Origin of the sequence: Pedobacter cryoconitis, from assembly GCF_014200605.1 — a bacterium.
GTDB classification, from domain to species: Bacteria; Bacteroidota; Bacteroidia; order Sphingobacteriales; family Sphingobacteriaceae; genus Pedobacter; species Pedobacter cryoconitis_B.
This window is the reverse complement of the sequence record NZ_JACHCE010000010.1, coordinates 187,360-201,075: the sequence shown is the minus strand read 5'-3', so window position 1 is coordinate 201,075 and position 13,716 is coordinate 187,360. Positions and strand designations below refer to the sequence as shown.

Annotated in this window: 12 protein-coding genes; 5 read left to right on the top strand and 7 right to left on the bottom strand. The window is 38.7% G+C overall.

What is annotated here, in order from left to right; translation table 11 throughout:
* The first annotated feature begins 18 nt into the window (after positions 1–18).
* From HDE68_RS23440 to HDE68_RS23430, 3 genes are read left to right on the top strand one after another with little or no spacing between them, the layout of a single operon-like run.
* The gene (locus HDE68_RS23440) at positions 19–1,344 is read left to right on the top strand and encodes a TolC family protein (protein ID WP_183884661.1); all 1,326 of its coding nucleotides are present in this window, start codon (positions 19–21) and stop codon (positions 1,342–1,344) included.
* 1 nt (position 1,345) lies between these two features.
* Positions 1,346–2,404, top strand: a complete 1,059-nt coding sequence (locus tag HDE68_RS23435; protein ID WP_183884660.1) for an HlyD family secretion protein — start codon at positions 1,346–1,348, stop codon at positions 2,402–2,404.
* Positions 2,404–3,999, top strand: a complete 1,596-nt coding sequence (locus HDE68_RS23430) for an MFS transporter (RefSeq protein ID WP_183884659.1) — start codon at positions 2,404–2,406, stop codon at positions 3,997–3,999. The genes HDE68_RS23435 and HDE68_RS23430 overlap by 1 nt, the downstream gene beginning before the upstream one ends.
* 35 nt (positions 4,000–4,034) lie before the next feature.
* On the opposite strand, the gene HDE68_RS23425 is transcribed toward HDE68_RS23430, so the two are convergent.
* Entirely contained in the window at positions 4,035–4,352 is a 318-nt protein-coding gene (locus tag HDE68_RS23425) for a hypothetical protein (protein ID WP_183884658.1), read from the bottom strand.
* 168 nt (positions 4,353–4,520) lie between these two features.
* Between HDE68_RS23425 and HDE68_RS23420 the strand changes: the two genes are divergently transcribed.
* Positions 4,521–4,700 (top strand): histone H1, encoded by a 180-nt coding sequence (locus HDE68_RS23420; RefSeq protein WP_183884657.1) that lies wholly within the window; start codon positions 4,521–4,523, stop codon positions 4,698–4,700.
* A 99-nt stretch (positions 4,701–4,799) separates the two neighbouring features.
* Here HDE68_RS23420 and HDE68_RS23415 read toward each other — a convergent pair whose 3' ends face one another.
* Genes HDE68_RS23415 through HDE68_RS23405 form a run of 3 tightly spaced genes read right to left on the bottom strand, consistent with a single transcriptional unit; the run spans position 4,800 to position 9,831 of the window.
* On the bottom strand, positions 4,800–6,059 hold the full coding sequence (locus HDE68_RS23415) for a cation:dicarboxylate symporter family transporter (RefSeq protein WP_183884656.1): 1,260 nt from the start codon (positions 6,057–6,059) through the stop codon (positions 4,800–4,802).
* A gap of 9 nt (positions 6,060–6,068) precedes the next feature.
* Entirely contained in the window at positions 6,069–8,846 is a 2,778-nt protein-coding gene (locus tag HDE68_RS23410) for a TonB-dependent receptor plug domain-containing protein (protein WP_183884655.1), read from the bottom strand.
* Positions 8,818–9,831, bottom strand: coding sequence for a FecR family protein (locus tag HDE68_RS23405; protein ID WP_183884654.1), 1,014 nt, complete (start codon positions 9,829–9,831; stop codon positions 8,818–8,820). Before HDE68_RS23405 ends, HDE68_RS23410 begins: the two co-directional genes overlap by 29 nt.
* Before the next feature lie 406 nt (positions 9,832–10,237).
* Between HDE68_RS23405 and HDE68_RS26420 the strand changes: the two genes are divergently transcribed.
* Entirely contained in the window at positions 10,238–11,644 is a 1,407-nt protein-coding gene (locus HDE68_RS26420) for a discoidin domain-containing protein (protein WP_221300922.1), read from the top strand.
* 36 nt (positions 11,645–11,680) lie between these two features.
* On the opposite strand, the gene HDE68_RS23395 is transcribed toward HDE68_RS26420, so the two are convergent.
* The 3 genes from HDE68_RS23395 to HDE68_RS23385 all read right to left on the bottom strand — a co-directional run bounded on the left by HDE68_RS23395 (position 11,681) and on the right by HDE68_RS23385 (position 13,701).
* Positions 11,681–12,133: a DoxX family protein gene (locus HDE68_RS23395; RefSeq protein WP_183884653.1), complete on the bottom strand. Its 453-nt coding sequence runs from the start codon at positions 12,131–12,133 to the stop codon at positions 11,681–11,683.
* Positions 12,134–12,231: 98 nt separating this feature from the next.
* The gene (locus HDE68_RS23390) at positions 12,232–13,131 is read right to left on the bottom strand and encodes an NAD(P)/FAD-dependent oxidoreductase (RefSeq protein WP_183884652.1); all 900 of its coding nucleotides are present in this window, start codon (positions 13,129–13,131) and stop codon (positions 12,232–12,234) included.
* Positions 13,132–13,134: 3 nt separating this feature from the next.
* Positions 13,135–13,701 carry a TetR/AcrR family transcriptional regulator gene (locus tag HDE68_RS23385; protein WP_221300920.1) on the bottom strand — a complete coding sequence of 189 codons (567 nt, stop codon included), beginning with the start codon at positions 13,699–13,701 and terminating at the stop codon, positions 13,135–13,137.
* Positions 13,702–13,716 lie beyond the last annotated feature (15 nt).

The window sequence follows — 13,716 nt, the reverse complement described above, 5'->3', positions numbered from 1 at the left end:
TGTATCATTCTTAAAGACATGTACTACAATAATAAAAAACTCGTTTTATTTTCCTGCGCTTTTTTCCTGTTCAACAGCGTAAATGCACAGCAGAACACCAAAATTTCCATGTCCCTCAACCAGATCTGGGAAAAAGTAACCGCAAATAACAGAACCATTCAAATGCAGGATCTTAGTGTAAAAAGAACTGTTGAAGGTATAAAGGACGCTAAAGCGGAGCGTCTTCCCGAAATCTCTGCCGAAGGCGAATATGCAAAAGTCAGTAATATGCCAATCTATGACAACGGACTTTTTCATACACCATCTCAGTTTGAAGTGGTACATACTTCTTATTCATTTGGAGGCAATGCGTACTTCAACTTGTATAACGGTAATAAAACCAATATTAAAATAGCAGAAGAAAAGAAAGAAAATGAGATTGCGATAGAACACCGGAATCTGACAACTGCTGAGATTAAATTAAGGGCTACGGCATATTTTCTGGATCTTCAGAGAAGTAATATTTTCAAAGCATTGTTATTGAAAGATATCAGTGATCAGGAAAAACAACTGGAAGAAATCAGACAATTGCTTAAAAATGGTGTTGTGCTTAAGAGTGATGTGCTCAGGGTGACTTTAAAATTATCCAGACAGAAAATGGCACTCGTTCAGTTGAACAATGATTTGACTATTGCCAATCAGAAATTGAATATTCTGACCGGGCTGCCGGATGAAACAGTTATTGAGCCTGTGGCTGATACAGCAGCAGATTTGCCGGTATTAAAGCCTTATGCTACTTATTTATCTGATGCAATGGCACATTCATTTGCCTATAAAATCTCAGAGAAAGAGACTGAATTGCGCAAGCTGGAACTGAAAAATGTAAAAGCGAATGTGTCATTTAAACTGGGGCTGTTTGCAACTTATTCTTATTCGTACCCACAGATATTTATTTATCCCTATTCGATATCCTTATATGGCCTGGGGATGGCGGGTGTTAAAGCCAGTTTCCCGATTTCGGCCCTTTACCACAATACCCATAAAGCAAGGGCAGCCGGGCTAAAATATCAGCAGCAGGAAGTAGAGCATTCCGATACCGAAGATAAAATCAGACAAGAAGTGAATGAAGCCTATCTCAGATACCAGGAATCACTGACCCGTATTGATGTGGCCAAAGAAAATATTAGCCAGGCTACAGAGAATTTAAGGATTGTAAATAACACTTATTTCAATCAGCTGGCACTGGTGACCGATTTGCTTGATGCAGATACACAGTTACTTCAAACTCGTTTCGACTATGCTGCAGCCAGAATCGCGGCACAATTACAATTTTATCAATTACAAAAGGCAATAGGTAACCTCTAGCATGAAAACAAAGAATAATTACACGAATACTGATCAGCTGATCACTAAAATAACGGCCTGGATAGCTGGAATCATTGCTATAGGGTTGGCCGTCTGGGGAATTGTATTCCTTGTTGAGCTTTATACTTATGAAGATACAAACGATGCACAGATAGAAGAATACATTAACCCGGTTACTTCGCGCGTAGGCGGTTTTATCAGAGAGATCAAATACGAAGAAAACCAGGAAGTGAAAAAAGGCGATACCCTGCTGATTATTGACAACAGTGAGTATCAATTGCAGCAGGAAGAAGCTGAAGCAGCACTTTCTAATGCACAAGCACAGATTAATGTGCTGGAAAGCAATGTGCTGACTACTGGTAAAGTTTCTCAGGCCAGTCAGTCTCAAATTGCTTCTGCAAAAGCAAAATTGATTAAACAGCAGCAGGATTATGACAGATATTCCAAATTATTTAAAGTAGAATCCGCTACACAGCAGCAATTGGAAAATAGCAAAGCCGCATTGGATGTCGCCAGTTCAGAATATCAGGCAGCACAGGAAAACTATCAGGCCTCATTATCAAAAGTAAATGATATCAGGGCGCAAAAAGGAGTTTATGAAGCCGAAATTAAACGTCGTAAAGCTTTGCTGAACAGAGGTAAACTCGATGTAAGTTATACGGTAATCCGTGCACCATATAATGGGAAGATGGGCAGAAGAACCATACAGCAGGGGCAGCAGATTCAAACCGGACAAACCTTAGCTTATATCGTAGATGAGGAAGCTGGTAAATGGGTGATTGCTAATTTCAAAGAAACACAGATCGCCAAAATGAAAATCAATGGCGCAGCAGAAATCACAGCCGATGCTTTTCCTGGAAAAACATTTAAAGGAGCAATTATATCTTTATCTCCGGCCACAGGCGCAAGATTTTCTTTACTCCCTCCGGATAACTCTACAGGTAACTTTGTTAAAATTGTTCAGCGTATACCTGTTAAGATTAAATTGACAGAAAGTAAAGAAATAGTAGATCAGCTGCGTGCGGGAATGAATGTAAATGTCAAAGTAAAAAAAGACTAATGAGTTTAGCTTTGCCTGTATTTAAATCGTGGGTGCCTGTCTGGTTAATCAGGACAACTATATTTCTGGTCATTTTTCCGGGCCTGTTATTGTTTGGATTATCAACGGCCAGCGGACCCGGAGCTGCCGGATATTATGGGATTGAGCCAGCGGACGTTCAATATTCTATGGTAATTTTTTATGCCGCTGTAGCGGGATTTTTTGCGCTGGAAAGAAGGTTTTTTATCTTCATTGCAACCAGAGAATACTTTATACTGAGTATCATTATTCAAATGGCCACCGCCTATGTTTGTTTTCATACGCAAAACCTGTATATCTTATTGTTCTTCAGGTTTTTGCAGGGGATGTCTAATTGTATGTCTACCAGTATTTGTATTACACTCATTTTTGGAAGTCTGCAAAGCGAAAGAGCCAGAGAAATTGGTTATTCTATATTTTATGGTTTGCTGCTTTGCATTACGCCAATCTCCACGATCATTACTTCGCCTATATTGGACGCATTTGATTATAATGTTTTATACAAATTTATCATCTTCGCTTATATCCCAGGTGGTATCCTGCTTTTGCTGATCATGAATAATGTCAGACTCAATAAGAAAATGCCGCTTTATCAGCTGGACTTTTATAGTTTTATCATATATTCTTCATTACTCTGTTTAATGGGTTATACACTGGTATACGGACAACAATATTACTGGCTAAATGATCAGAGAATTGTCCGGAGTTTATCTGGCTCAGTAGTTCTGATTGCTTTGCATATTTTTCGCCAGCTTCATTTGAAACGTCCATATCTAAATCTGGATGTCTTTAAACACAGGAATTTTAACGTAGGAATGCTGATGATCTTCGTGCTTTATCTGATCCGCGGGGCTTTAGGAATTGTTTCTATCTATTTTGCGAATATATTAGGAATGGACCCCATACATATAGGGTATATTATGGCCGCGAATATTGCTGGTATCGTACTCAGCGTGCTGATCTCATCCCGTCTGATTGTTATGAAAAGGCCGATACGCCTGGTTTGGCTGTATGGTTTTTTATTACTGTTGATTTTCCATGTCTGGATGTGGTTTCTTTTCACTACACAGGCCGATGCTTCAACTTATGTGATCCCTTTAATTATACAGGGAATGGGAGCAGGCATGCTGATGACACCTATTATTGTTTATGCGATCTCTTCTGTGCCCGAGTATTTAGGAAGTTCGGCATCTGCTACCGGTGTATTTTTTCGGTTTACCGGATTTTGTACCAGTATCGCATTAATCAACTATTTTCAGCTTCAGCAAAAAAGCAATCATATCAACCGTTTTCAGGAACAACTGAGCGGACTAAACACAGTGGTGTCAGAACGTTTAAACCAGTACGCAGGTGCATTGACCAATAAAGGTATGGTACCCGATCAGGCAGCTAAAGCTGCAAGAGGTTTACTGAACAGAACTGTAGACAGTCAGGCGCAGTTGAGGGCAATGATGGATTATTATTTGCTGATCAGTATCGTGCTGATTGCAGTCCTGCTGATTATCGCATTATTTCCTAAGCTGAACAGAACAAAAATTGATTTGAAATCTAATCAGCCAGCACCGGCTTCTTACTAGAACAACTTTATTCTGATCTCCCGGTTGCAGGGAGATCAGGTACGGATAATCTTCTCTTTTTCCTCTTCATCATCAGCTCTCTGGCCTCCGCCAAGGTCTGTTTTATTGTTTTTACCATACAATGAATCATCGTTTTTTGTCATTGTATTGTCAGAATGATTGTTTTTAGCGTCTTTTAGCTGATCTTTTAATCCTTCTGCCTGATTTAAATTTTCAATAGCGGGAAGCTCTGATCCTTCCCTGTGTTCGGTCGTACTATTATACCGTGGAAGGGTTTGTTTTTGTGGATTATTTACGTTAAAGTCTTCTGAATCAGTTACTTTACGTTTTTCTTCTTTGTTGTCCTTTTTCATATCGCTGTGGCTTGGTGAGTTACAGTATCTTCAACAATACCTTATGGAAATGGTTTTAAATAAAGATATGGACATATTAAAACCCAATTATCGTTCGTTAATGATTTGGAAGAAAACAAACAATTATTAACTTTAAGCCCAGAAATCAAATTTAATTAACAAAATATCATGGAAAAATTCGCAAAATTAAAAGAGTTAATCGCCGGAGTTGAGGCAGATGCAGACAAGTTTTATAATTCAGGTAACGGTGCTGCCGGTACTAGAGTTCGTAAAGCAATGCAAGATTTAAAAACACTTGCTCAGGAGATCCGTACTGAAGTAACTGAAAAGAAAAACAGCGACAAATAATTATATATAGTCTTTGCGCAAGCAGACTTTATAAAAGAAGCCGGGTCATGATTAATGATCCGGCTTCTTCTTTGAATGGGATTTTGTAGAAAGCTTTCCTTATTTTTTTAGCGCCAGTACATTATCTTCTCCCGGATTAAATTCATTCTCAGTTTTAGCAATTACAATTGTGGCTACCCCGTTTCCGATAATATTTGTAATAGCACGGGCTTCACTCATAAACTTATCTACACCCAGAAGGAAAGCCAGCCCCTCTACAGGGATTTTATGAATAGCAGTAAGGGTAGAGGCCAATACAATGAACCCGCTGCCAGTTACACCCGCAGCCCCTTTAGAAGTAAGCATCAGAATGCCTATAATACTCAGCATCTCTGGAAATGATAAATGAACATTATACAATTGCGCTAAAAAGATAATGGCCATTGATAAATAAATGGAGGTGCCATCCAGATTGAAAGAGTAACCGGTAGGGATAACCAGGCCGACAACTGATTTACTACATCCCAGCTGTTCCAGTTTTCTCATGATAGATGGCAGTGCCGATTCGGATGAAGATGTTCCTAAAACAAGCAATAATTCCTCTTTAATATATTTAAGAAAGCTAAGAATGCTTAAATTGAAATAGCGCATAATGGAACCCAGAATAAGAAAGATGAACAAAGCCATAGTCAGATAAATGGTACCCATTAATTTGGCTAAAGGAATCAGAGTTTGTAAGCCGAATTTGCCAATTGTATAAGCCATACCTCCAAAAGCACCCAGAGGAGCGAGGTACATCACATATCTCAGACTACCAAAAACAATTTTTGAAGCCTTACCTAATACACCAATAACAGCCTGTCTTTTAGCATAAAAATTAAGTGCAATCCCCACAATAATAGCTACAGCCAATACCTGCAGTGTCAGATTGGACATGAAAAATTTGCCCCAGTCAAAACCAGCCCCGGATTCAGCAGCCTTTGTATATTTTGAAGGGTCCTGGATATTGAGCCCTGTACGGTCGATATGTCCCGGCCTGATCACATAGGCTACAAGTATGCCTATAGCTAAAGCAAATGTGGTGACTACTTCGAAATATAAAAGTGATTTAACACCAATACGTCCTACCTTTTTCAGGTCACCCATGCCGCTGATCCCTAGTACTATAGTCAGGAAAATAATAGGCGCTATAAAAAGTTTGATGATATCCACAAAGGTTTTACCAATAATTTCCATTTTAACGGCTAATGCCGGATTCAGGGTGCCCAGCAGGACACCTGCTATAATTGCAATTAAAACCCAGAAAGTAAGATTGGTAAATAACGTTCTACTCAAACTTTTGGGCTGTGTTTTAATGGCTGTGTTTAAAGTGTTTTCCATGTTGATGGTTTAAAAATAATATTGCAGACCGGTATAATAATTCATTCCGTTGAATCCGAATTGATTAGCTGTCCTGCTATAAGGGATCTGGCCTCCAAAGGACAGATTGGTATTCATTGCATTGATCTCTTTGATCTCATCAGGATAAATGTTAAATAGGTTATTACAGCCAGCGGTTATCGTGAACTTCCTGCTCATCCGGCAGGAGAATTGAAGGTCAGTAATGACTTTACCACCAAAAGACTGATCAAAGGCCGGATTGTTTTCCCAGGTTGCTACTTTTCCAAAATAGGTATTCCTGAGCAGAAAATTAAAAGCGCGTAGCTGATATGCAAATGATAATATCATTTTACTGGCAGGCTGGGCCTTTTCAATGATACCAATATCAAGACGGGGCAGCAGGCTTGAACCAGGAATATTTCTTCCATCTGAAAGCGGCAGGCTGATCACTCTCATTTTAACCCTGGTCTGATTAAAAGCAGCTGTTCCATTAATAGTCAGCGATTGTTGCTGATCAAAAATTGCTGCATAATTAGCTGTGAGTTCAATCCCATGGGTATAAGTATCTAAGGCATTAATGAAAAACTGTATATCAGTCACGGCCGCATGCGTAAGGATTGGTTTTAATACGGTGATAGAGCTATCTAATCTTCCGGAAACGACAATCCGGTTATGAATAGGGATATAATAGAAGTCGGCAGAGAAAGAAAGTGAAGAGTTAATGCTTCCGGCTATCCCGGTACTCAGGTTAAATGAAGTTTCAGGCCTGAGTTTGGGGACTCCTAACTGCTGTAAAATGGGGTTGTCATTGCGAAAATGCTGTACCAGGTAAACATCAGATTGCCCGTTCTTCTGAAAGAACTGGAACTGCTGCTGCTGATAATATACTTGCTGCAGCGAAGGGGCCCTGAAATTCCTGCTGAGTGAACCTCTGATAGAAAACTTTTCATCTAACTTATGCCGGATGGCTATTTTGCCAGAAAGATTACCACCGAAATCACTATAGCGTTCATATCTTGCAGCAACAGATAATAATGTTTTTGCTGACAGCTCCAGATTAGCTTCTGCATAAACCCCAATATTTGCCCGGTATTTATTCAACTGCTCTTCGGGCTTAAAACCGGGTCTTCCATTGGTCCCGGGCAGCTTTAATAGGTTTGCAGGCGTACCATCAGGATTGGCATTTAGATAAGAAGCTTTCTCCCCGCCTATAATCTGATAATTTTCGAGACGGGATTCTGCACCTGCAGCAAAGGTTATACCCTGTGTTATTTTTTTTGAAAAGTCGACATTCAGAATCCCTTGCTGAAGTATTGTACCTCCTGTTTTAAAGTTTAAAGGAGATAACTCACCCATAGAGGCATTGACTGTATTGACTGCATCACTATTTAATTTATTATATCCATAAACTGCGCTGAAATCCATATTCCAGTTGTTGGTACTCATTTTTTTGAAACCAGCAGCCAAAGATTTGTTTGTTAAAACTGCTGGAAATTCGGGAAGATAACCATTGGGAAAAAGAACTGATGATGCAGAATAAATATTCGGAAAACGGTAAAAGCCGAATGTTACAGCTTTTCTCTGTGAAAAGCCACCAAATGAATAAAATTTCCATTCCTTATTTAAAGGAGTTTCCATGTTGAGCCACAAGGCTATATTTTTAAATTCTGCATCACCATATTGACTCTGGTTGCGCTTAAAGCCTTTGTCATTCACTAATAAATCGTCCCTGCGTTTATTTTCATTCAGCTTATCTGCAGGTGTAGGGAAGGTAATGCTGCTTAATTTTGAGGTGTCGCTAACGGTATTATAAACCAGTCCTTTATATGCCCTTGCACGGTTGGTAGCTTGTTGGTATTGATAATTAAGTGTGAAATTTATAAATCCTTTACCTGAACTAAGTGGTAAACCATAACTTAAATTATTTTGAGTATAAAATCCGTCTCCTTTTAAAGTCTGGCCTGCTTGTGTGGTATAAAAACCCCTGGTTTCTTTCTTTAAGACGATATTAATAATACCAGCAATTGCGTCAGAACCATATTGCGCAGCAGCTCCGTCCCGCAGTATTTCGATTCTTTCAATCAATGCTGCGGGAATCGCACTCAGATCAGTTCCGGCAGTCCCTTTACCAATGGTATTGTTCAGATTTAATGCAGAGATGTTATGCCTCCTTTTGCCATTGATTAAAATCAGAAGCTGATCGGGGCCCATACCGCGCAGCGTAGATTGTTCTGCATAGGAAGCCACATTATTGATCCCGTATTTTGAAGAATTAAAAGAAGCAGAAGTATAATGAAGCATTTGCGCTAAATCTGGCTGACCTGTTTGCAGCAGGATATGCTGGTTGAAAATGTCTACCGGTAACGCTGTTTGAAGCTTTGTGCGCGGCATTTTGGTATGCGAACCGAGAACAGCAACCTCATTCAGGTTCATGGTGACAGGCTTCACCTCTTGCTGATCAATAGCTGCATTGATAATATACTGGCTATCAGAAATCTTTTTAAATGATAGATTTAACTGGGATAACAGGTTTTTTAATATCAAGTCCAGGTTATGGCTGTCCGAACGTGTATAACCTGATAATTTTACACTATTTATCAACGCCGCATCATAGACAAAGCTGACTTTAAATTTATTGGAAAGAAAATCCAGTTCGCTGGTCAGTGTTTGATCCTGGAATGTGACTTTATGCTGTCCGCAGGCACCATTACTAAAAGTATTAAAGATAACAAGCAGGATAATTCCTGTCAGGTATAAATTAACTCCCGATATAAACTTTCTTGCCATTCTCTTTTACTGTAGTATTCAGTAAGGCCGCCAAAGTCTGAATTAAAACAGCTTCATTTTTGAGTTCCAGTGTCCCTGAAATTTCTTTTGCAGTGATTGATTTGTTTTTGATTAAATACGCTCTGCCATAGTATGCGGATAACTTATCACATATTTCGGATAAGGCTGCATCCTTAAAAATATATCTGCCCTCAACCCACGAAGTAAGCTGTTCTAAATGATCAGTTTTTTTGCGGTAAGCAGTTTCTCCTTTTTTACAAACAGCATATTCCCCTGGAAATAGGGTAAGGGACTGATGCTGGAATTGTAAAGCAACTTTTCCACTCACTAAAGCGACAAGTGTGCGATCAGTACGGCTATCTACATTAAATACAGTCCCCAAAACATTCACATCAGTAAGATTTGCATGTACCGTAAATGCCACTGGCGATTGATTTTCTGTTTCAATATGTTTGATTTTAAAGTGGGCTTCACCGGTTAACCAAACCTCCCTGTTCTGTTTATCCCATTTTTCGGGATATTTCACCGAGCTATTCGCATTCAGGATTACTGTTGAACTATCAGGTAATAACAGCGTTTTTGTTTGCCCATAGGGTGAAGAAAAAGTAAGTAAAGTGACTTCAGCCGGCTTATTTTTCATATAAAATAATAACCCGGCACCAATAGCCAGTCCTGTAAACACTGCTGCTATTTTGAAGAATGAGAATCTTTTTTCTGCAATAGCAGGATAGTCAGTTCTTTGATTTGAAATTGTATGGTCTATTCTATTTTTAAAACTTTCATAAAGCTCTTTCTTCAAAGGATCTTTCCCCAGAGAAAGCAACCCAATGATTTCTTTAGCCTCATTGGCTTTTTCCTGGCAGGATGGGTTATCCTGAATCCATTTTTCCCAGAATAAAACAGCTTCCGGATCAGAGGCCTTCACATAATTAGTGAAGCCCTCATCGTTTACAAAATCAGCTGTTGTATATTCCTGGTACGACATTTTTATCAGTTATAATTTATAAGAGGTTTTTGTCTTTCTGTTTATTACCCTGCCCATTAATTTAATAAGGTTAAAATAGATTATTTATTTCGTTTTAGCGTTTATTTGGCCTCATCTATCAATAATATCTATATTAAGTTGTTTGTACTAAATGTGTTGAGATGAAAAAATATTATAAATTTATCTTTAAATTAAAATTATTGGATATATTTATTTAATAACCGATAATAAATTAATCACAGGACATTTGAATTTAGTATTAATAATGATTTCTAAACTGATTTATTTTGTTAAAACGTTTTAATGTAGTTTAAATGATGATTTAATATCAGATCACAAAACCTATAATCAAATATAATATGCTATGATGAAATAAACACAATCTTAAACCTATAAATCTAAACCTATGAAAATTAAAACAATGATCTTTAGTTTGCTCACATTAAGTACGGGAATTGCCTGTACTAAACAGGATGCTGCAAATAAAGATGGACTTTCTAAAAACAATTCTTTAATGCAGATGAATGAGGTATTGGCCGATGCGCCTAATACCTGGCAGGAGCACTGGTTTGAACATAACCAATTGCTTAACCGCGTATTTAGTGATACCAGCGTGGCTGTTTATTATGATAATGACGTGGACAGAACTATAACCTGGCCTAATACTTTTCTTGCCCAGGTCTGGAACTATACTAAAAAGACCTATGGGGCTTTTGGTAATGAGTCGCGTCTTTATGTGATTTTGCATACCGCGAAATATAGCGGAGGCCATCCAAGTACTTATATGGATGGCAGTCATGATTACAGAAATGTAATTGATTGTGGTTCTGCAAGTACGCAGGCCTGGAAATCTGGTACTGGTAACGATCTGGACCTGACTACACATGAGGTTGGTCACATTGTAGAAGGTGCATCTAAAGGGGTTCATGGCTCCCCGGCATTTGATATCTGGCATGATAGTAAATGGATGGAAATATATATTTATGACGTTTATCTTGGGCTGGGAAGAACTGCAGATGCGCAGCGCTGGTATAACCTGGTATCGGCAGGTTCGGATAGTTATCCACGTGCGCAAACACATTGGTTTAAAGACTGGTGGTATCCGCTTTATAACCAGTATGGAAAAACAGCCGTATTAAATAAGTATTTTACCTTATTAGCTGCAAATTTCCCAAAACATGTAGTCTCAAACGGGGCTGGTAATATCAGTGAATATAGCAGAAAATTGAATTTCGGAGAGTTTGTACATTTTTGGAGCGGTGCGGCCGGAGCTGATTTAAAACAACTGGCACTTACAGCTTTTGGAAACAAAGATGAGCAGGGAAATGACTGGACTGTACAATTACAGCAGGCCAAATCAACTTTTCCAAATGTCGTATATCCCGGAAGCAGTACTGGTCAAACCGGATTAACGGTAAGTGCTGATAATGTGGGAGGTCCTAATGCGGCAGAAGGGTCTTTAAAGCTTGTAGATAATGATGTAAATACCAAGTTTTTTACAGCGAATTACTCCACAGGATTCTGGGCACAGTTAACTTATCCTTCGGCGGTCATCTTAAAAGGATATTCACTGACATCAGGAAATGATGCAGCAGACCGTGATCCTAAGAGCTGGAAATTATCAGGATCTAATGACGGGAATACTTATACGCAGCTGGATATCCGCTCAGGAGAAACATTTAGTGGAAGAATACAGACTAAGAATTATACTTTTAGTAATACTACTGCCTATAAATATTACAGGCTTTTTATTACTGCTAACAATGGAAGCCCTGATTTACAAATCAGTGAATGGGGGGTAAGCCTTAATTGATAAAGATATAGCGTACTGGTTTACAGTACGCTATACTTATGGTTTTGGACGATGTGTCTTCATATAGTTATCTACAGAAAATGGGCCTGAGCCTACTACCCAAAACAGAACAAGCAGGAGCAGGACAATAATTGAAAGCCATAATTCTGAATTCAAAAAAGAGAAACCTTTAGAGATATTTACAAAGAAAATAGCGCCTAAAAGAATAGGGATCTGGATAACTGCAGCAAAGCGTGTCACTAGTCCGATAAGGATCAGCAAGCCACCAACCAGGTGCGCAAAAGCCACGGTATGCAGTACCACAACGGCCATTAATCCTGAAAATCCAAGTGTGTTGTGCTGTATGATCCATTCCTGCTGGGCTCCGGTATCACTGACAAATGCAATACCTTTACTTAAAATCAATAAACCGAGTCCAATCCGGACTACGTCGAGCGATTTGGTGTGATGAATATCACCCCAATGCTCTATTTTTTGAACCATGTTCATATAACCTCCTTTTTAAGATAGATTTGGTTATATTAAGTTAAGAATAAAATATGTTTAAAGTGCAAATAATTGTGTGTTAATTGTTTGCACTTTAAAATCTACTCTGAAATCAATTCATGGTTAATCAAAGCACCGGCTGCAGTACCTGCAGCAACAGAACTTGCAACCGATCTCATAGCTTCTGTACAATCTCCGGCAGCATAGACTCCCTGTACACTGGTCTTTTTGAAATTATCTACCACAATTAACCCTTTCGGATCTATTTCACAGCCTATCTTCTCTGGAATAGGGCAGTGCTGGGTAAATGGTGGCCTGGTATATAAAGCATCTGTTTTTTGCTGTGTTCCATCTATAAAGCTGATACTTTCTATATGACCGTCTGTATGTATGATACCTGCTATTTGTTTTTCTACAATAGTCACATTTAATGCCCTGATCTGCTGCTGCTGATCTGCATCAAACTTAATTTCTCCATTCGTGAAAACGGTCAGATCTTTAGTCCAGTTGGAGATCAATTTGCTGAAATTCAGTGTTGTATCGTCGTTAGACAAAATCCCGGTAGACTGCCCTTTGTATTCATAACCATGACAATACGGACAATGAATAACCGAAATTCCCCAGCAGGATGCAATACCTGGAATATCTGGAAGCAGATCTTTTAATCCGGTAGCAAAAAGTATTTTTTTTGTACTGAGTTGTATTCCTGTGGCAGTCAGAACTGTGAAATTATGGTTTTCACCAGTTACCTGTACAACTTTGTCATTCAGAAAACTAACGGTTGGATAAGCCAATACCTGGTCTTTAGCTGTTTTTGCAATTTGTGAAGGGCTAAAACCGTCCTGTGTGATAAAATTATGAGATTGTGGTGTTTGCTGATTACAAGGAGCCCCGCTATCAATAATCAGTGTTTTTCTGATTGCCCTGCCTAAAGACATAGCTGCCGATAGTCCGCTGTAGCTACCACCGATTATAATCACTTCAAATTCTTGTTTTTCCATTTTTTATAGCTTATTAATTCCAATCCCTTTACTAAAAGAGAACCATGCAAAACTTTTAATATCATTTCTGGCTACAGATCCTGTTGTGGAGGAAAGTATGGTTGTATTGATTATTCCACTTAAAAACAATGTTATCCAGGGCGTAGTTAGTGTCGGACTGATAATCCCCTGTTTTTGCAGTTCCAGGATAATTGATGTGGTCTTATTGAAAGTATGATCATAATCAGCACAATCTTTATCACTTTTCTCATGTACATGATCTTGTCCATGATGGAGTTTCTGCAAAAATGAGTACTTTGATCCGCAGTCTATACTTGCATATAAAATGCGTTCTAACTGGACCAGTGGATCTGCAGAGCTATTAATAGCATTCGTGATATTAGTTTTGCAATTTTCCTGCATTTCCTGCTGGCAGGCTTTGAGTAAATCAGTCCTGTCTGTGAAATATCTGTGAAGTGTTCTCCTGGTAACTTCAGCCCGCTCAGCTACTTTCTCAAGTGAGCTTGAATAGTCATCATTAAAGATTTCTATTGCGTTATCAATAATTTTTTGTTTAGTATTTTTCATCATAGGTAACGCAATAAT